This is a genomic window from Gallibacterium melopsittaci (assembly GCF_042433085.1).
GTDB lineage: Bacteria > Pseudomonadota > Gammaproteobacteria > Enterobacterales > Pasteurellaceae > Gallibacterium > Gallibacterium melopsittaci.
The window spans coordinates 21703-43014 of record NZ_JBHLWA010000033.1 but is presented as its reverse complement, the minus strand read 5'-3'; the positions used below and the strand labels follow the sequence as shown (position 1 = coordinate 43014).

Here is a 21312-nt window from a genome sequence, read left to right as displayed (position 1 = left end):
CACTCCTTTTCGATACTTATTTTAATGGTGGTTTAACATCTGGAGAAGATTCAGGTTTGACTAGCTCTGGGAATGTTTTTTCCTTACTATTGGCTAATATCTTACCAATTTCATCAGCTTGTTTATCCAAATGTAATTCTGCATAGGCTTGTTGCAACATTGGCAATGCTTTATACGCATAACTTGTGTCTGAATATAAACGTAATAAATTATCTTGAATACGATTTACTACTGCCACATATGCATTACGTTTTTGATAAAATTCCGCAATTTCATATTGATGTTTCGCTAAACTCTCACGAATATACTGCATTCGTTGCACCGCATCTTTTGTATATTCACTATTTGGGAAATAACGCACTAATGTTTCAAAATTATGATAGGCATCTTCTCTTGGCTTAGTTTCACGAGAAGAACGATCAACACCAAAGAAATCTTGGAACAAGTTATCCCCCAATGCCATATTGGTTAATCCTGCCAGATATAACACATAATCTAAATGTGGACCTTGTGGATATTTTTGTAGATAACGATCCGCAGTTGAAAGCGTATTAACATAATCTTCGCTACGGTAATAAGCATAAATTAAATTTAAATCAGCTTGTTGTGCATATTCGCCATATGGGAAACGGCTATCTGTGGCTTCAAGATAACGAATTGCTTGACGATAATTTTCATCTTGCAAATAGTCTTGTGCTTTTTGGTATAACTCCTGAACTGGGGCTTGCTCTACTTGTTCTTTAGAATTAGAACAAGCAGTTAATACCAACGCAGATAAGGCTGTTACAGCAATCGCTTTTATCTTATTCATACTCATCATAGATCCTCGATTTTATTTGGTGAATTGCCTGATGAATTCATCGTTCAAGTTATTTTCAATCTGTAAACTCGTTGATAGTTAAGGTACAATCACGACTTTGACATCATTTTTTGCTGTTATTGTATAGTGTATCAGCAAATAATTAAATGTTTATGTTACTGGAATTATAATCACTATGGAACACCTTAAATTAACAGCAGAGGTTCAACCTCATCAATTAGGTCAGCGCTTAGACCAAACTTTAGCAGAATTGTTTCCAGAATATTCTCGTTCTCGAATAAAAACTTGGATTGAAGCTGGCTTAGTACAAGTAGATGGTAAAGTTGTTACCGTCCCAAAAGAAAAAGTCTTCGGTACAGAACACATTATTATGCAAGCGGAAATCGAAGAGGATACTCGCTTTACACCACAAGATGTCCCATTAGACATTATTTATGAAGATGAGCACATTCTAGTAATTAATAAAACAAAAGATTTAGTGGTACATCCAGGTGCTGGAAATCCAGATAATACGGTATTAAATGGATTACTTTATCATTATCCACCAATTGCAGAAGTACCTCGTGCAGGAATTGTGCATCGATTAGATAAAGATACCACTGGGCTAATGGTCGTTGCTAAAACTGTTGAAGCACAAACCAAACTTGTGCGTGCCTTACAAAAGCGCCAAATCACTCGTGAATATGAAGCAATAGCAAGCGGGATTATGACCAAAGGTGGTACAGTAGATCAACCTATGGCACGCCATCCTACTAAACGCACCCATATGGCAGTTCATCCAATGGGCAAGCCCGCTGTTACCCATTATCGAATTATGGAACGCTTCCGTAACTATACGCGTTTACGTTTACGTCTTGAAACAGGAAGAACACACCAAATTCGTGTTCATATGGCACATATTGCACATCCATTATTAGGCGATCAAACCTATGGTGGACGACCAAAACCGCCAAAAGGTGCAAGTGAAGAATTATTAACAGTATTGCGTCAGTTTCAACGTCAAGCACTACACGCAATTATGCTGCGTTTAGAACATCCTATTACGGGTGAATTGATGGAATGGTATGCACCATTACCTGATGATTTTATTGCACTAGTTGACGCACTAAAAGTAGATTACGAATTACATAAAGATGAGCTAGATTATTAATGAAAGCAATTTATCCAAACTGGCAAGTACCAGCAAATGTCCATGCTTTAAGTACACTACGCACTGATGGTTATAGTTGTGGCACTTATGCTGGTTTAAATTTAGGTGACCACGTTGGCGATGATCCCAATGTGGTACAAAAAAATCGCCAACGTTTAGTGGAACAATTTCAACTACCACAATATCCAGCGTTTCTTACACAAGTACACGGCACGATAGTAAAACAGTTACCACTTACAGATAACAATCTCACCGCAGATGCCTGTTATACCAACCAAGCCAACCAAGTTTGTTTAATTATGACAGCCGATTGTTTGCCTGTCTTATTTGCAGCGGGAAATGGGACAGAAGTAGCAGCAGCACACGCTGGTTGGCGTGGATTAGCAGCTGGAATATTAGAAAATACCTTATCTCAATTTAAAACTGCACCAGATCAAATTAAAGTTTGGTTAGCGCCTGCGATTGGTCCAACTGCATTCCAAGTTGGTGCAGAAGTAAAACAAGCCTTTTGTGAAAAACATCCAGTAGCAGAGCAAGCTTTTCTTCCAGATCCAGAACACACTGATAAATATTTTGCCGATCTCTATCAACTAGCTCGTTTACGTTTACAACAAGCTGGCGTATTGGCAGAAAACATTAGTGGTGGCGAATATTGTACTTATTCCGATCCAGAAAAATTTTATTCTTATCGCCGTGATAAACAGACTGGCAGAATGGCAACCTTAATTTGGTTTAGTGAACAATAAGAGTAATAGTACTATAAAAATGAATCCTATCTTACGGATAGGATTCTAAATTGTTATTTCAGTAACTCGTCATTACTACGATGTATCCATTTACCTCGTTTTTTATCCATATATTGGAAATATTCATTAGTAAAGGTACCTTGTGAACAAGTCAATTTATCCAATCTAGAATTAATAGAATCATAATTTTTTAATGCATCATTTAAAGTAACTGGTCCAGTTAACGAAAAAACGCCCCCATCAATCCGCTTCTGTTCAATATTATCAATAATCAGTTCTAATGTTTTACCTAAAAACTCATTCCCTTTCATACTAGCAAGAAAAAAGTTTGTATATTTATCGCGACGAAAAATAACGACTTCATTATCATGTTTCTTAATAATTGACGATAAATTCCAGACTAAATGAGCATCAATGTCCATATACACTCCACCTTCATTATATAAAACAAAGATACGCCAAAAATCAGCTTGAGCGGCACCATCTGTTAATTTCATATAGGCTTGATATGTACGCTGATCAGCATGAGATTTAATATATTCCTCTCGCCCTTCTGTACTCACATAACGATAGTCATAATCTAAGGATAACAAACGGTTAAACAAATAATTACAATAAACTGGAAGTGTGACACGATTACTATAATTCGTTTGCCAAATAACAGGAGTAATTTTATTCACTTGTGTTTTTGCTCTTTTAGCGGAACTAAATTCAGGAATCACAAATCGTTTTTTAGGAAAGAATAAATGAAATGGATAACTAATAGTTTTAATAATATTACCCAGTAAACGAGTTAATCCATTAGAAATTAGAATTAAATGTTTATATTTTACTTCAGACTGTATATTCATTTATTTTTCTCTATGCTACTGTTTTCTAAATAGTATCATATTACTTAAAAAATCCTTTTTAATCAACCATTTACTACACATAGAAAATGACAATAAGTGGCATATAGGACAAAAAGTTGGTAATTATTATTTCTCATAATTCTTACCAGCTTTTTTATTTAAAAAATCCTGTATAAACAATATCTTATGTCTTATTGTTAAACCACTATGTGGACGTAATTTATCCTTAAGTTCTTTAAATAATCCCTCTATTCGATTGGTAGTCTTTTATATGCTTTTAAACCACTTTTTACCAACTTTTTTGTCCTATATGCGTAAATTCTTAAAAAAGCTCTAACCGCTCATTTCATCACACCTTCATATAAAAAATTTCACTCTATACCCAATCAACTCTCTTTTTTCATATTCGCTCTATCAAACACAATAAAAAATCTGCACCTAAACAGTGTTACCATTTAAATGCAGATTTATATGACTTTTAATATTTAATCCAAATACTCAATCTATTTCTTCTGTGCTTGTACCGCAGCAACTGCCACCATATTGATAATACGGCGAACAGAAGATACTGGTGTCAGAATATGTGCAGATTTCTTCAAGCCCATTAACATTGGTCCAACAGTAATTGCCGTTGTTGTTGCACGTAATAAGTTATAACTAATCCGAGCAGATTCCATACTTGGCATAATTAATAAGTTTGCCGCTCCTTTAATTGGGCTATCAGGCATAATGTTTTTGCGTAAGTTTTCTGAAAGTGCAATATCACCATGCATTTCACCATCAATAATTAAATCTGGGCGACGTGCTTTCACTAACTCAAGCACTTTACGCATTTTCACCGCATTTTCACTATTTGATGAACCATAATTTGAGTTAGAAAGGAGTGCCACTTGCGGTTCAATACCAAAAGATTGCACCTCTTCCGCTGCCATTAAAGTAATCTCTACTAACTCTTCTGCTGTTGGATTTTCATTCACAAAAGTATCTGAAATAAACACGTTACCTGTTGGTAATACTAAGCTGTTTACAGTAGCTAAAGTATGTACGCCATCAGCAACACCAATCACATCTTGCAAAGTTTGTAAATGTTCACGATAAGAACCAACCAATCCACAGATAATCGCATCAGCTTCACCACGTTGTACTAAAATTGATGCAATCGCTGTCTTATCGGTAATTAAACGATGTTTTGCAAGCGATGGAGTAACACCTTTACGCTTCATAATTTCATAATATGCCTGCCAACATTCTGCATAACGGCTATCTTGTTCATTATTAACAATATCAAAATCTTTGCCTGCTTCGATTTTTAAGCCCAAATTTTTGATTCGTTGTTCAATAACACTTGGACGGCCAATCAAAATTGGATAGGCAATACCAGAACTACTAATTTCTTGTACCGCATGTAATACTCGAGGTTCTTCCCCATCAGTTAAAATCACACGTTTTTTATCCAATTTTGCTTGTGCAAAGACAGGCTTCATAAACAAGTTTGTTTTATAAACAAATTGGGTTAACTGATCGATATAAGCGTTAAAATCTGTAATTGGCTTTTGTGCAACCCCTGTATCCATAGCAGCTTTGGCTACTGCTGGTGCAATTTTCACGATTAAACGAGGATCAAATGGTTTTGGAATAATATATTCCGCCCCAAAAGATACCTCACTTTCACCATATGCCGATGAAACCACATCACTTTGTTCAGCCAATGCAAGATCAGCAATCGCTCGCACTGCGGCTAATTTCATCTCTTCATTAATCGTTGTCGCATGTACATCTAATGCACCACGGAAAATAAATGGGAAACAGAGTACATTGTTAACTTGATTTGGATAATCTGAACGACCAGTACAAATAATCGCATCTGGACGTGCTGCTTTAGCAACTGGTGGTAAAATTTCTGGTACTGGATTTGCCAATGCAAGAATCAATGGCGTATCAGCCATTGTCTTAACCATTTCTGGTGTCAACACACCTGCTTTTGAACAACCTAAGAAAATATCTGCACCAGGTAAGGCATCGGCTAAAGTACGTGCACCATTATCTTCGATTGCATAAACTTGTTTGGTTTCATCAATATGATCACCACGACCTTTATAAACCACACCTTTAGAATCGCAAATTGTAATATTCTTCCTTTCGATTCCTAACGCTACCATTAAATTTAAACACGCAATCGCAGATGCTCCTGCACCAGATGCGACTACTTTCACTTTTTTAATGTCTTTATTTACGACGCGTAACCCATTTAATACTGCTGCTGCACAAATAATAGCCGTACCGTGTTGGTCATCATGGAAGACAGGAATTTTCATCCGCTCACGTAATTTTTTCTCAATATAAAAACATTCTGGAGCTTTAATATCTTCTAAGTTAATACCACCAAAAGTTGGTTCTAATGCTGCAATAATATCGATTAACTTATCTGGATCAGTTTCATTAATTTCAATATCGAACACATCAATTCCAGCGAATTTTTTGAACAATACGCCTTTTCCTTCCATAACGGGTTTGCCTGCTAATGCACCAATATTTCCTAATCCCAATACAGCTGTACCGTTAGAAATAACGGCAACTAAATTCCCTCTCGAGGTATATTTATAAGCATTTGCAGGATCTTTTTCGATCTCTAAGCAAGGCTCTGCCACACCAGGAGAATACGCTAAAGCGAGATCTTGTTGAGTTGCAAGCGATTTTGTTGGCGTGACTTCAATTTTTCCCGGAATTGGAAATTGATGGAAATCCAATGCTGCTTGGCGTAATTTTTCGTCCATAATCTATCCTTATGTATCATATTGAAAATGATTAATTGCAAGAGGTTTACCACTATACTTACTACGAAGAGGAATAAGAAAAGTTGAGGGGCAATCCACTGCTGTGTTCATAACAGGCTCTAATAAAACATCATCAAAGTCTATCGATACTCCATTAATTTACTAACTAACATCCGCTCGTGATCATTGAGCCAGAAAATGGATTTTTGATTTTATTGGAGTAAAGCTCCGTACCCTAAAATGAGAAAGCTCTCAGTAAAAATCCACTCTTTATTATAGTTTCCTTTTTCAGGAAAGCTGTGAGCTATGCCACATTTTCCAAATAATGTTAGAATAATTACTCCAATTCTTCAGCTTATAAAAGCTCACAATTTCACTACTGAATTAACTATGAAACAACGTTTAGATAAATTTTTATCCGAATATACTGGATTATCTCGTTCGCAAGCGAACAAAGCACTCCGACAAAATTTAGTCAAAGTCAACCATGAAATAGTCAAAGATGGGGCATTAAAAGTATCTACTGATGATCTGATTGAATTCGAGGATGAACCGCTCCTTTGGGTGGAAGGCAATCAATATTTTCTATTATATAAACCAGAAGGTTATATTTGCTCAAATGATGACAGCGAATATCCAACAGTTTATCAATTTTTTGATTATCCACTTTCAGCTCGTTTACACACTGCTGGACGTTTAGATGTCGATACTACAGGCTTAGTGTTATTAACTGATGATGGGCAATGGTCACACCGTATCACCTCACCAAAGCACCATTGTGAAAAAACTTATTTGGTAACATTAGCCGATCCCATTGAAGATTTTTACATCGAACAATGCCGGCAAGGTATTCTATTAAAAGGGGAAAAACAACCAACTAAGCCTGCACAAATTGAAATAATCGATGATTACAATTTGAATTTGACCTTAATTGAGGGTAAATATCATCAGGTTAAACGTATGTTTGCTGCCCTTGGTAATAAAGTTGTTGCTCTACATCGCTGGCGTATTGGGCAGATCACTTTAGACGAACATCTCACCGAAGGTGAATATCGTCCTCTCACAAAAGAAGAAATTCAATCATTTTTAGAATAACAATAATAAGAGGTTTAAATGACAAAGAAAAAAGCACGCATAAATTTTATCTTTATTTTAATTTTAGGACTCTTGTCCATGATGCCACCACTCGGTATCGATATGTATCTTCCAGCATTTCTGAATATCGCTAAAGATTTAAATGTTCCATCGAGCCAAGTTCAATATACCTTAACTATGTTTACTTTAGGTATGGGCGTTGGACAACTTGTTTGGGGACCGATTGCAGATAGTGTCGGACGTAAACCTATTATCTTATTCGGTTTAATGGTGAGTACGATTGCTGCCTTAGGCTTAACTCAAATCAGCAATATTCATCATTTCATTGGATTACGTTTACTACAAGGATTTTTTGGTGCAGCCCCTGTTGTTGTGTTAGGTGCTTTATTAAGAGATTTATTTAGTAAAAATGATTTTTCTAAAATGATGTCTTTAGTCACCTTAGTCATTATGGTTGCCCCACTATTAGCTCCAATTCTTGGTGGCTATATTGTGCAATATTTCCATTGGCATACGATTTTTTATCTCTTAGTTGTTGTTGGTGTACTCAGTGGTGGGCTATTTGCTTGGCGAATTCCAGAAACTTTAGAACCAGAAAAACGTCAGACATTCTCATTGAGAAATATTCTACGTCAATTTTGGGGAGTATTAAGAATTAAACAGGTGATCGGTTACTTAATTGTATCAACCTTTTCTTTTGCTGGATTATTTGCATTTCTTACTTCGGGCTCATTAGTCTATATCGACATCTACGGCGTTAAAGTACAAAACTTCGGTTACTTTTTTATGATGAACATTATCGTTATGGCAACCTTTACCGTCATTAATGGGCGTGTTGTTGGAAAAGTTGGTGCAGAAAGGATGTTGCAATTCGGTCTAGGGATGCAAGCTGCCGCTGGTTTGTGGTTATTGCTAGTTGCCTTATTAGATCTTGGTTTCTGGTCAATGGCATTAGGTATTTCTTGGTTTATTGGTATGAACTCAACTATTGGGGCAAACGCAGCCGCACTCATTCTAGAAAAATTTCCTCGTACTGCAGGTACTGCAAATTCTGTGTTAGGCACATTACGTTTTGGTGGAGGTGCTGTGGTAGGATCATTATTGGCATTAGTCCCCGTTACTAGTGCAATTCCTATGTTAGCCACGATGATTGCTTGTATTGCGATTGCTGTGTTAGGTTATTGGTTATTAACCTATAAAAATCTACATCACTCCTAAACATTCTTAATCTGATGCTATGTCGGACATAATTTGTCCGACATAACATCATACTATTTCACAATAAATAAATTTCTCATCAATATAATGAAATCAACATTGAATACAATAAATTCAATAACTCACAGTCCATTCATGTTTACCCATTATATTTGAACATTTCTCCATCAATTTTGGAGAGATTTTTCTATCCACACAACCTGTGGATAACTTTGTGGAATACTCTTCTCGAATTTTCCTTAATCCTTGCTATATAAGGGTTTTTATTCGTTGTTATTGGAATTGTTTGCAAAATAACATTTTATTAAAAATCAATAAGTTATATAAAATCTAGTAAAGATTATATTTTTCGCTAAAAAAATAAATAAAAAAAAACTTGACAAAAATAAGTCTGTGCAAAACTTACTATTTTTCAAGTTTTTTTCTTATGCAATGTTCAGTTGAAATAATTATTGTTGGAGTAATCGGCACTCCATTTTTGATACATTTTATTAGCCAAATAGTGCTTGACTTACCATATTAATTACGAAACCTCCAATCGATAACCAGAAAAAGACAATCAAACCAAGAATTAATGGTTTTGCTCCTGCTTTTTTAATAGCATCAATATGTGTCGTTAACCCTAATGCTGACATCGCCATCATTAACAAAATGGTATCGATCTGGACTAACCATTGTGTTATTTGTACAGGCAAAATTGGGAATGAGTTAAAAATAGCGACAATAATAAACCAAACAGCAAACCACGGAATATTGATTTTTCTATGTTCTGTCGTTGATTGCTCACGACTTAAGAAATAAGAAAGTCCTAATAAGAATGGTGCTAACATCATCACTCGAATCATTTTGGTAATCACAGCACTATCTGCAATCTGACTATTAATATTCTGACCAGCTGCATACACTTGTGCCACTTCATGTACTGTTGAACCAATATAGATACCAAATTGATGTTCTGTTAGATAATGTTGCAACCAAGTATAAAAAATTGGATAGGTAAACATCGCTATCGTACCAAAGATCACGACAGTGGCGATTGCGACAGACACTTTATGCGATTGTGCTTTCACTACAGGTTCAGCTGCCATCACCGCAGCCGCTCCACAAATACTTGCACCCGTTGCACAAAGATAAGTCGTTTCTTTATCAATTTTGAGCCATTTTATCCCTAACCAACAAGTAATAAGAAAAGTTGAAAGCAGCATAATGGCATCAGTCACAACTGCATTCACGCCAACAGAATCAATTTGTTGGAAAGTAATCCGAAAGCCATACAAAATAATGCCTGCACGTAACAGAATTCCTTTAGAAAAATTCACACCCTCATGACAGGTATTGGCTATCTTAGGATAGATTGTATTCCCAACAAGCATTCCTAATAAAATGGCAAAAGTTAAGGCACTAATACCTAATGATTGACCAACTCCAAAATACGTTAAGGTAAAGGCAACAATAGTTACCACACCAGCTAATAATAAACCAGGTAATAAACTGCTAATTTTCATATGATTTTTTTAATAAATTAATGTTATAAGAAATTATAATTCGTTATATCACCTAATTCTATTGTGGTTTACCGAAATTCTTTGAATTTGCCTGACAAATGTAGCTTGTTACAGAAATATGTTAAAATTCTGCAAAATTTTACTAATCTCTCACGGTAATTATGAAAAAAAATAGTAAGCCATTTATTCTCCATTCTGATTTTAAACCCTCTGGTGACCAACCTGCTGCTATTGCCAAATTGGTAGAGAATCTAAACGATGGGCTAGCTCACCAAACATTACTCGGAGTAACGGGTTCAGGCAAAACATTTACCATTGCCAATGTCATTGCTCAATTAAATCGACCAGCAATGATCTTTGCACCAAATAAAACGTTAGCGGCACAACTTTATGCAGAAATGAAAGCCTTTTTCCCTGAAAATGCTGTGGAATATTTCGTTTCTTACTATGACTACTACCAACCAGAAGCCTATGTTCCAGCAAGCGATACTTTTATTGAGAAAGATGCGTCTATTAATGATCAAATCGAACAGATGCGACTTTCAGCAACAAAATCCTTTCTCGAACGTCGTGATACTATTGTGGTGACATCCGTTTCTGCAATTTATGGGTTAGGCGATCCAGATTCCTATTTAAAAATGATGCTGCATTTGCAGACAGGTGCGATTATCGATCAACGCCAAATCCTATCCCATCTCGCCGCTTTACAGTACACACGCAATGATCAAGCCTTTCAACGTGGAACATTCCGTGTACATGGTGATGTAATTGATATTTTCCCAGCAGAATCAGATGATGTTGCGTTACGAGTAGAGTTATTTGATGAAGAAATTGAGCGTTTAAGCCTGTTCGATCCGTTGACCAATCACTCGCTTGGTGTAGTGCCTCGTTATACTGTTTATCCTAAAACACACTATGTTACGCCACGAGAACGAATTCTTGAAGCAATAGAACAAATCAAACAAGAGTTAGTTCAACGCCGAGAATACTTTATAAAAGAACATAAACTCTTAGAAGAACAACGTATTACTCAACGCACCCAATTTGATATTGAGATGATGAATGAGCTTGGCTATTGCTCAGGAATTGAAAACTACTCTCGTTATCTCTCTGGTCGCAAAGAGGGAGAGCCACCACCAACACTATTCGACTATATTCCAAGCGATGGTCTATTAATTATCGATGAATCACACGTTACCGTTCCTCAAATCGGAGGAATGTATCGTGGCGACCGTTCTCGCAAAGAAACTTTGGTTGAATATGGATTCCGCTTACCTTCTGCATTGGACAATCGTCCATTACGTTTTGAAGAGTTTGAACGTCTAGCCCCACAAACGATTTATGTTTCAGCCACACCAGGCCCTTATGAATTAGAAAAATCGGGTGATGAAATTATCGATCAAGTTGTGCGCCCAACTGGATTATTAGATCCAGAAATTGAGGTGCGTCCAGTTGGTACTCAGGTTGATGATCTCCTCTCAGAAATTCGTTTACGAGTAGAGAAAAATGAGCGTGTATTAGTTACTACACTTACCAAAAAGATGGCAGAAGATCTGACCGATTACTTAGCGGAACACGGTGTCTTAGTTCGTTATCTACACTCAGACATTGATACCGTAGAGCGTGTTGAAATTATTCGGGATTTACGTGCGGGTGAATTTGATGTCCTAGTTGGTATCAACCTATTGCGTGAAGGATTAGATATGCCTGAAGTTTCATTGGTTGCCATTCTCGATGCCGATAAAGAGGGCTTTTTACGTTCGGAACGTTCCTTAATTCAAACGATTGGACGTGCGGCACGAAATCTTCACGGTAAAGCGATTCTCTATGCCGATCATATTACCCCATCTATGCAAAAAGCGATTGATGAAACGGAACGTCGTCGACAAAAACAACAGGCTTATAATAAACAACATGGTATCGTACCAAAAGCATTAAATAAGAAAATTGGTGAGATTTTAGATATTGGACAAAGCCCAACAAATCAAAAAGGGAAAAAATCTCGTCCAAGCAAAATTGCAGAGCCCACAGCTACTTACGCAACGTTGGATAATGCAAAAGATCTACAAAAAGAGATTAAACGACTTGAACAGCAAATGTATAAATTTGCTCAAGATCTTGAATTTGAAAAAGCAGCACAAACTCGAGATCAATTACATTCACTGCGTGAACGTTTTATGCAATTACAAGGAGATTAACTTCCATAAATACTTGCATTTATATATAAATCTCAAGCAGGAACTCTTTTCCTGCTTATTTTTTCACCACAAAAAAGGATAGAATAAATATTCTTTTATCTTAATCATAGAATTAACAGTGATACTCTTTTTTTATTCATTTCAAGCCTTTTCTATTTTGAATTTTAAATATTCCTACACAGATCACAAAATGAAATAAATTTTTTATTTTAAAATAAAACTGAATTGAAATTTTCATTATCAAAGGGTATGTTAACTGATGATTTACTTGTGCTCTGTACTATTTAGAAAGATAGCTTTTTAAAACAGACTACAAGCGTTCAATACACAAGGTATTTTCCAAAAAGGAGCCTAAAAATGGATAAAGTCAGAATTGGTCTTGTTGGTACAGGTTACATCGGTCGTTGCCATGCCATTGCCTATGCACAATTATCGACAGTGTTCAATTTACAAAATAAAGTTGAACTCGAATTTTTAGCAGAAGTTACACCTGAATTGGCAGCCCAACGTGCAAAAGAGTTTGGTTTTCGCCGTTCTACTGCAGATTGGAAACAATTAGTTTCCGATCCAAATGTCGATGTTGTTGATATTTGTACGCCTAATTTCTTACATAAAGAGATTGCTTTAGCAGCAATTCAACATGGGAAAACTGTTTATTCTGAAAAACCATTAGCTTTAACAGCTGCAGAAGCCAAAGAGATGTATCTTGCTGCACAACGAGCTGGTGTAAAAACATTGGTTGGTTTCAATTATGCCAAAAATCCAACGAGCCAATTAGCACGTGAAATTATTGCTAATGGTGAAATTGGTGATGTTATCCATTTTTACGGTACACATAATGAAGATTATTTAGCCAATCCTAATACTCCTATGGATTGGCATTGTTATCGTCATCTCGCTGGGCTAGGTACCTTGGGTGATCTCGCTGCCCATATCGTCCATATGGCGGAATATTTACTAGGTTCTGAAATTCAAGAAGTGTGCGGTGATATGCAGACAGTCATTAAACAACGTCCAGATCCCAAAGACCTTAATAAACGTTGTACTGTTGAAAATGAAGATCAAGCGAGTGCATTAGTACGTTTTGCTAATGGTTCAATGGGAACGATTGAAACCTCTCGTATCGCTTGCGGACGTAAAATGGGATTAACTTATGTTGTCACAGGTACGAAAGGTACATTGAGTTTTACCCAAGAACGTATGGCCGAATTAAAACTCTATCGCCACGAAGATGCCTCCCACCGTCAAGGGTTTAAAACTATTTTAACTGGTCCAGAACATCCTGATTATCGTCCATTCTGTATTAGTGCTGGTCATGGCATTGGATTTAATGATCAAAAAACAGTCGAAATAAGAGATCTGGTTGAAGGACTTCTCTATAACAAACCAATTATGCCTGATTTCTATGTTGGCTATCACATTTCTCAAGTTTTAGAAGCCATTGCACATTCTGCACAACATAAAACTTGGGTAAAAGTGAGTGAAATTTAACAATTTGATACTTTAGTACTGGAAACAATCTTGTTTCCTTGATGTAGGAGAAAATAATGTTTGCTTTTATTTCATTTATCGCATTTACCGCCTTTGTTGCTGGTTATGCTTATTATAAAACGCGTAATGCACATCTGACCGAATCTGCCGAAGGGTATTTCCTTGGTGGACGTTCTTTAACTGGCATTTATATTGGTTCATCTATGTTATTGATGAACCTTTCTACTGAACACCTTGTTGGTTTAAATGGTCTTTCTTTCCGTACTGGTTTTATTGTAATGGCATGGGAAGTCATGGCAGCTATCACGATTGTTCTATTCGCTATTTTCTTCCTACCTCGTTATCTTAAACTCGGTATTTCGAGTATCCCTGAATATTTAGAAAAACGTTTTGATAAACAAACGCTTACCATCACCTCAATTTTATTCTTAGGGTTATATGTCATCTCATTACTACCTATTGTTCTTTATACTGGTGCAATCGCCTTAGAAAATTTATTCCAAGTTTCTAATGTCTTCCATTTAGATCGTTCAACCGCTTTATTAATTATGGTTTGGGGAGTTGGAGCTATTGGTGCTATTTATGCTGTATTCGGTGGTATTAAAGCCATTGCGATTGCAGACACCTTAAATGGCGTAGGATTAATTGTTGGAGGATTAACCGTAACCTTATTTGCTCTTGGCTATGTTGGCGATGGTAATGTTTGGTCTGGTCTAACAGAAGTTTTTCAATCTCATCCTGAGAAATTTAATTCTATTGGTGCAGAAGATTCATTAGTTCCCTTTTCAACTCTCTTTACTGGATTGATCGTATCCAATATGTTTTTCTGGTGTACTAATCAATCAATCGTCCAAAAAGCATTAGGTGCAAAAAATCTGGCTGAAGGACAAAAAGGGGTATTCCTATGTGCATTCTTTAAGTTATTAATTCCAAGCATTATTATTTTACCAGGCATCATCGCCTACCATATCTTCAATGGCCAGATGGAGAATCCTGATAATGCCTATCCAATGTTAGTACAATTAGTTTTACCTGATTTATTAGTAGGTTTCTTTGCTGCCGTAGTAGTCGGTGCAGTATTTTCAACTTTCAGTGGTGCATTAAACTCTTCAGTAACACTATTTACCGTCAATATTTATAAAAAATCATTAAACCCAAATGCCACTGAAACCCAAGTAGTTACTGTTGGTAAAATTCTAGGTTTAAGTTTAGCGATTATTGCTATGGTTGCTGCACCTTTAGTAGCTAATAGTGCAGATGGTTTATTCTATTTAATCCAGCAATTACAAGGAATGTTTAATGCGCCAATTTTAAGTGTTGTCTTAATTGGTTTATTAACTAAACGCGTACCTGCTATCGCTGCAAAATTAGGACTACTTTTTGGTATGTCTGCTTATATCGTATTTAACTTTATTATTAAAGTAGATATTCACTTCTTCCATTTAATTGGTTTACTCTTTGTCGCCAATATCTTATTTATGTTGGTAATTGGTCGGTTCTTCCCTCGAGAAACCGAATATCAAGAAGTTTATACCGAACAAGTGGATATTAAACCTTGGTCATTAACTAAGCCTGTTGCCGTATTAATTTGTTTAGCTTCTGTATCCATGTATACCTTCTTGGCTCAAAATGTAGGGGCATGGTTAATGCCAACCTATTATGTAGTCGCAACACTTGCTATTGCTTATGTTGTTTGGTCTATCATTCAGGCTTTACGTCATACCCAAACCAAAAAAGTTGTTGCATAATAAAAATAAATCATCTTAAGTAAACCGCCAAAGTGCGGTTTACTTTACTCACTATAAAATATTTTGTTATGTTGGAAACCTCTCTTTTACCAAATATCGTTACTTTCTTATCCACCATTCATCCTTTTGATCTTCTATCCAAGCACGATCAACAGGCCTTAGCTGGCGTTGTCGATATCCTCTATCTCACTAAAGATCAACCATTAGAACAACAACAATTAGTTGGTAAAGGTTTATTTATTATTCGTTCTGGTGCGGTTGAACAGCGGTTGCCTTCAGGTGAACTACGCGCAAGATTAACCGATGAAGATCTTTTTGGTTTTAGCCAACTTAACCAAGAAGGAATGGGAGATTATCACGTTATCGCTATCGAAAATACACTGTTATATCGTATTCCTCGATCAAAACTATTTGAATTAATTGAAAATAATCCAGCAATTCGTCATCATTTTGCTGCGAAAGAAAGCGTTCGCTTAGCTCACTCTACTACACATTTAGCCGAAGAAGCTATTTATTTGAAAACAGTTGAAACGGTTATGAATCGACAAATGGCGATTGTTTCACCTAATTGTTCTATCCAAGATACCGCTAAAATTATGGTAAAAATGCACCGTTCTAGTGCGTTAATTATGCAAGATGATAAGTTACTTGGCATTATTAGTGATCGAGATATAACTAAACGTGTGGTTGCAGAAGGAATAACGATTGATCAACCTATTAGTTTAGTGATGACAAAAGATCCTCAGGTCATTAATAAATCTGCATTGCTCATTGAAGCAGTCGAAATGATGATGCAACATAATGTGCGTAGTCTGCCCGTGGTTGAGGAAAACAATGTTATTGGCGTATTAACCGCAACCAGTTTAGTTGAAAGAAGTAAAGTACAAGCTGTCTTTTTAATTAGTCGTATTTATCGTCAAGAATCTTTAGAAGAATTGCTCGCTTTAGTACCACAAAAACAAGCGGTATTTCTTACATTACAAGAGGCTGGTACTGATGCACAAGTAATTCAACAGATGCTTACTTTAATCGCAGATGCCTTTACCAAACGATTATTACAACTTGCCGAACGTGAATTTGGTCCAGCACCTATGCCATATGCTTGGTTTGCTATTGGTTCTCAAGCACGACAAGAAATGCACCTTAATTCTGATCAAGATAGTGGATTAATTCTCGCTCGCCAGCCGACATCAGAAGAGCAAGATTATTTCCAACGTTTAAGCAATTTTGTTTGTTCTGGTTTAAATGCCTGTGGTTATCCTTATTGCGAAGGCAATATGATGGCAAATCAAGCAAAATGGTCAGTATCTTTAGCTAAATGGAAAGAATATTATCGTCAATGGGTATATACCCCTGATCCACAAGCCTTACTTGATATTAGTGTCTATCTCGATATTCGTTTCTTATTTGGTGATGAATCATTGGTAGAAAGCCTACAACACACCATTCTTATGCATATTAAAGGCAATAACCGTTTTTTAGCATTACTTATTGCAAATTCATTACGGATTAATCCACCATTAGGTATGTTCCGTCAATTCGTTTTAGCCAAAAATGGTGCAAACCAAAAAGTACTAAATATTAAGCGACAAGCCGTTAATTTAATTATAGAACTGGCTAGAGTTTATGCTTTAGCTGCTAATAGTTTAACCACAAACACAGGCGAACGATTAAAAATTGCTAGTCAACAAGGCGTTATTAATCAAGAAAGTCAGCAAGAACTATATGAAACTTTCTCATTCATCAATCAAGTTCGCTTACGTCATCAACAACAAGCTATATTACAGCAGCAGCCATTAACAAATGAAATTGAGCCTACTTCTTTAACCTCGTTTGAACGAAATCATCTAAAAGATGCCTTTCGGATTATTGCTCGTTATCAAGAGGCTGCACAACTGCGTTTTAATGCAAAAGGATTATTACGATGATTTGGCAATTTTGGCAGGATCCTTTAAAACAATTAGAAAAACAGCGACAACATACTTTAGTTACACAAGATATTCCTGAAATGGCATTGCCACTATTTCAAACCCCACTACCTTCAGGAGAACTATCTTTAGATCAACTTACTTTTGTTGCTTTAGATTTTGAAACATCTGGTTTGAATTTTATGCAAGATCGCATTCTCTCTATTGGAATGGTTGAAATTCAACAACAAGTGCTTTCTTTAGCTACATCACAACACTACTATCTCTCCGCTGGAGATGCAATCAAACCAGAAACCGCAATTATTAATCATATTCGTCCAGAAGTATTAACACTAGGATTAAGTGAACAGAACTGTTTACAACGAATTATTCCTTATTTGGCTGGAAAAGTAATTATTGCTCACTGTGCGTTAATTGAAAAAAATTTCTTAAAGCAGGCATTAAAATTATCATCAACAACACCATTACCACTAATCTTTCTAGATACTTTAACCTTATCTCGATCTTTATCTGAATATTGGGGACAGCAAACTCCAGATTTACGCCTCACAGAAATTCGCCAAAAAATAGGACTCCCCGCTTATTTAGCCCATAATGCTATTGCAGATGCAATTGCAACTGGAGAGCTTTTTTTAGCACTAATGGCAAAAATTTTTAATAGTTCTGCCATTACTTTAAGACAGATTATTCGTCAACAAGGCAATATCATTTGATCTTAAATTTTCAAAATAATAAAAATAAAATTTTTATTCGCAAAAATTACTATCTAATAAACATGCTAAAGAATTAAACTTTATTAACTTTAGATAACTAATTACCGACTTTTCATCTAATAATCTTTCCATCTAGCCAATCAATGACAAATCATTAAAAATAAATTAATTAGTTGATATAAAAAGAATTTAAATGAAATTGCATTTTGTAATCTCTTACTATCTCCAATGTAAACTAATAAAATTTATACGAAAAAATGAGATACATTTCACAATTCTTTAACTTTACGATTGTCATAAAATTTTCTTAATGCTATATATTGCACCAGATAATTTATTTCAAATTATCATTATTTGGAATTTATATTCTTTTCATTGACGTTTTATAGAATATAGTCGTATTTCCATCGTGATTAACTCAACAAAAAAGGCTAATCCTATGATGAAAAAAACATTATTAACTGTGTTATGTAGCGGCTTGTTATTAACAGCACAAGCTGTAACAGCTAAAACTTATGTAATCGGCGCGCCAATGAATTCTTTTGCCGATAAATGGCAAACTTATCTTCAAGATGCTATCCGTGATTTTGATAAAAAACATGATGATGTTGTCATCAAACTTGCTGATGCGAATGCAGATTCGGCAAAACAATTAAGTGATGTGGAAACCTTTATTGATCAAAAAGTTGATGCCTTATTAGTTGTCCCTAATGATCCTAACATTGTTAAGGCTATTGGTCGTAAAGCAAAAAATGCAGGTATTCCATTAATCATTGTAAACCGCCGTCCAAATGATGATGATTTAGAAAAATATGTTACTAGTTTTGTTGGATCTGATGAAATTGAGGGCGGACGTATTCAAGGAAACTACATTGTAAATACGCTTAATGGTAAGAAAGGCGAAGCTTTAATTCTACTCGGTCCATTGGGACAAGATGCGGTAACTAAACGTACTCAAGGAAATAAAGACGTTTTCAAAGATCATAAAAATATCACCATTGCTGCAGAACAAGAGGGTAAATGGGAGCGTGATAGAGGTTTAGCTATCGCTGAAAATGTTCTCTCTGGACAAAAATCAATTAATGTTGTTGTAAGTAATAATGATGAAATGGCTATTGGTGCTGTACTAGCTTCTCGTAAATTAGGTATCAAAGATGAAGACATTATTATTGTTGGTTTAGATGCAACACCTGATGCATTAGAGTATTTAGGCAAAGGTCTTGATGCAACCGTTTTCCAATCTGCTCAGGGTCAAGGATACACTGGTGCTGAAACAGCTTATCGTGCAGCAAAAGGTGAAAAAGTCGAAAAAATTAATTGGGTTCCATTTGAACTCGTTACTCCAGATAAAAAAGAAGAATATCAAGCAAGATATAAATAATGTGTTTGGAAAGGGAATCTATTTCCCTTTCTTTCCCCAATTTATTTGCAGTCAAGTTAAATACAGACGAATGCAATAACGTTATAACAAAGATTTTTAGGTTGATAACGTAAATAAATCGAATAAATACAATAATAAACTTCTAGTATCTTAAGGAGTTCTAAATGGATTCATTAACCCATACCCCTTATATCTTAGAAATGAAAAATGTTTCTAAAACATTTCCTGGGGTTAAAGCACTAGATGGCATCAATTTAAAAGTAAAGAAAGGCAGTGTACATGCACTAATGGGAGAAAATGGTGCAGGCAAATCTACCTTAATGAAAATTTTATATGGCATCTATATCCCTGATGAGGGTGGAGAAATATTATTAAATGGCAAACCTTTCAGTCCTTCACGTCCTATTGATGCAATTCGTAAAGGTTTAACCATGGTTCCTCAGGAAATCTCCCCAGCCGCAAATCTCACTATCGCAGATAATTTTTATCTTGGACGAGAATTAACTAAAGGCAAATTCTTTCTTAATCAAAAAGAAATGGATGAAAAAGCCGCTAAAATCCTTAAAGGCCTTGGTATTCCTATGGATGTAACGGTAAAAATGTCTGAAGTTTCTGTCGCGAAAGCTCAATTAGTGGCGATTGCTACCGCAGTTTCAAATAATGCCAAAGTCATTATTATGGATGAACCAACTACTGCATTAACTGAAACTGAAGTCGAACAACTTTATAAAATTATTGAAACCGTTAAAAATCACGGTATTGCCATTATCTTCATTTCTCACAAATTAGACGAAGTATTCAAAGTGTCCGATGAAATTACCGTTATTCGTGATGGTCAATATATTGGCACTAAACCTGCCTCTGAAGTTACTAAAGATGAATTAATTTCAATGATGGTAGGACGTGATATGTCCGAAATGTTCCAACGTGAACGGGTAGATATTTCAGATGAAACTATCTTAGAAGTCAAAAATTTAACCCGTGAAGGGAAATATCAAAATGTCAGTTTCCAAGTCAAGAAAGGTGAAATTTTCGGCATCGCTGGTTTAGTAGGTGCAGGTAGATCAGAAATTGTTGAAGGATTATTTGGCTATAAACCAGCTGATAGCGGAGAAATCTATATTCATGGGCAAAAAGCCGAAATTAAGAATCCACTAGATGCAATGAAATACAAAATTGGGTTTGTTACTGAAGATAGAAAATTAACAGGCTTATTTCTAAATTTAAGCATTACCGACAATATGATTATGCCGAAAATGTCACCTTATCTAGAGAATTTTTTAATTTCAGTCACTAAAGCTCAACGTACTGCACTTGAACAAAAAGATAAGCTAAAAATTAAAGCACCTAATGTTGAAGTGATTACCAATAATCTTTCAGGTGGTAACCAACAAAAAGTTTTATTAGCTCGTTGGCTATTACTAGAACCCGATATTTTAATTTTAGATGAGCCTACTAAAGGAATTGATGTAGGAGCAAAAGCAGAACTCTATAAACTGATGGTTGAACTCGCTAAACAAGGTAAAACTATCATTATGATTACTTCTGATATGTTGGAATTACTTTCGATGAGTGATCGTGTCATGGTTATGCATGAGGGGCATCAAGTAGGCATTATTCCTCATCAAGAATTAACACAAGAACGAGTGCTGGAACTAGCCTCAGGTTTAACACATAACTAAAACTTAACGTAT

The 21312-nt window shown here is 35.7% G+C and carries 15 protein-coding genes; 11 read left to right on the top strand and 4 right to left on the bottom strand.

What is annotated here, in order from left to right; genetic code table 11:
- Positions 1 to 16: 16 nt before the first annotated feature.
- Positions 17 to 811: an outer membrane protein assembly factor BamD gene (bamD, locus tag ACFFHT_RS07660; RefSeq protein ID WP_382375018.1), complete on the bottom strand. Its 795-nt coding sequence runs from the start codon at positions 809 to 811 to the stop codon at positions 17 to 19.
- A 184-nt stretch (positions 812 to 995) separates the two neighbouring features.
- Between bamD and rluD the strand changes: the two genes are divergently transcribed.
- Together rluD and pgeF are read left to right on the top strand one after the other, a co-directional pair.
- Complete coding sequence (gene rluD / locus ACFFHT_RS07655) at positions 996 to 1970, top strand: 23S rRNA pseudouridine(1911/1915/1917) synthase RluD (RefSeq protein ID WP_382375016.1); 975 nt, start codon at positions 996 to 998, stop codon at positions 1968 to 1970.
- Positions 1970 to 2716, top strand: coding sequence for a peptidoglycan editing factor PgeF (gene pgeF / locus ACFFHT_RS07650; RefSeq protein ID WP_382375014.1), 747 nt, complete (start codon positions 1970 to 1972; stop codon positions 2714 to 2716). The genes rluD and pgeF overlap by 1 nt, the downstream gene beginning before the upstream one ends.
- 53 nt (positions 2717 to 2769) lie before the next feature.
- Here the strand turns inward: pgeF and ACFFHT_RS07645 are convergent, their stop codons facing one another.
- Positions 2770 to 3567: a glycosyltransferase family 32 protein gene (locus tag ACFFHT_RS07645; protein ID WP_382375012.1), complete on the bottom strand. Its 798-nt coding sequence runs from the start codon at positions 3565 to 3567 to the stop codon at positions 2770 to 2772.
- A gap of 503 nt (positions 3568 to 4070) precedes the next feature.
- On the bottom strand, positions 4071 to 6341 hold the full coding sequence (locus ACFFHT_RS07640) for an NADP-dependent malic enzyme (RefSeq protein WP_382375010.1): 2271 nt from the start codon (positions 6339 to 6341) through the stop codon (positions 4071 to 4073).
- A 390-nt stretch (positions 6342 to 6731) separates the two neighbouring features.
- Here ACFFHT_RS07640 and rsuA point away from each other — a divergent pair, with 390 nt between their 5' ends.
- Both rsuA and ACFFHT_RS07630 read left to right on the top strand, forming a co-directional pair.
- Positions 6732 to 7436 (top strand): 16S rRNA pseudouridine(516) synthase RsuA, encoded by a 705-nt coding sequence (gene rsuA, locus ACFFHT_RS07635; protein WP_382375008.1) that lies wholly within the window; start codon positions 6732 to 6734, stop codon positions 7434 to 7436.
- Positions 7437 to 7454: 18 nt separating this feature from the next.
- Positions 7455 to 8654, top strand: a complete 1200-nt coding sequence (locus ACFFHT_RS07630) for a Bcr/CflA family multidrug efflux MFS transporter (RefSeq protein WP_382375006.1) — start codon at positions 7455 to 7457, stop codon at positions 8652 to 8654.
- A 491-nt stretch (positions 8655 to 9145) separates the two neighbouring features.
- Here ACFFHT_RS07630 and ACFFHT_RS07625 read toward each other — a convergent pair whose 3' ends face one another.
- Positions 9146 to 10159, bottom strand: coding sequence for a YeiH family putative sulfate export transporter (locus ACFFHT_RS07625; RefSeq protein ID WP_382375004.1), 1014 nt, complete (start codon positions 10157 to 10159; stop codon positions 9146 to 9148).
- Between the two features lie 161 nt (positions 10160 to 10320).
- Between ACFFHT_RS07625 and uvrB the strand changes: the two genes are divergently transcribed.
- From uvrB to ACFFHT_RS07590, 7 genes are all read left to right on the top strand, one after another.
- The gene (uvrB, locus tag ACFFHT_RS07620) at positions 10321 to 12357 is read left to right on the top strand and encodes an excinuclease ABC subunit UvrB (protein ID WP_382375002.1); all 2037 of its coding nucleotides are present in this window, start codon (positions 10321 to 10323) and stop codon (positions 12355 to 12357) included.
- 357 nt (positions 12358 to 12714) lie between these two features.
- The gene (locus ACFFHT_RS07615) at positions 12715 to 13848 is read left to right on the top strand and encodes a Gfo/Idh/MocA family protein (protein ID WP_382375000.1); all 1134 of its coding nucleotides are present in this window, start codon (positions 12715 to 12717) and stop codon (positions 13846 to 13848) included.
- 56 nt (positions 13849 to 13904) lie between these two features.
- Positions 13905 to 15596, top strand: a complete 1692-nt coding sequence (locus ACFFHT_RS07610; protein ID WP_382374998.1) for a solute:sodium symporter family transporter — start codon at positions 13905 to 13907, stop codon at positions 15594 to 15596.
- Between the two features lie 68 nt (positions 15597 to 15664).
- Positions 15665 to 17524: a DUF294 nucleotidyltransferase-like domain-containing protein gene (locus ACFFHT_RS07605; RefSeq protein ID WP_382374996.1), complete on the top strand. Its 1860-nt coding sequence runs from the start codon at positions 15665 to 15667 to the stop codon at positions 17522 to 17524.
- Positions 17521 to 18237: a 3'-5' exonuclease gene (locus ACFFHT_RS07600; RefSeq protein ID WP_382374994.1), complete on the top strand. Its 717-nt coding sequence runs from the start codon at positions 17521 to 17523 to the stop codon at positions 18235 to 18237. The genes ACFFHT_RS07605 and ACFFHT_RS07600 overlap by 4 nt, the downstream gene beginning before the upstream one ends.
- 442 nt (positions 18238 to 18679) lie before the next feature.
- A complete protein-coding gene (locus ACFFHT_RS07595) occupies positions 18680 to 19618 on the top strand; it encodes a substrate-binding domain-containing protein (protein ID WP_382375050.1) in 939 nt (312 codons plus the stop codon).
- A gap of 164 nt (positions 19619 to 19782) precedes the next feature.
- Positions 19783 to 21300, top strand: coding sequence for a sugar ABC transporter ATP-binding protein (locus tag ACFFHT_RS07590; protein WP_382374992.1), 1518 nt, complete (start codon positions 19783 to 19785; stop codon positions 21298 to 21300).
- Positions 21301 to 21312: the final 12 nt, after the last annotated feature.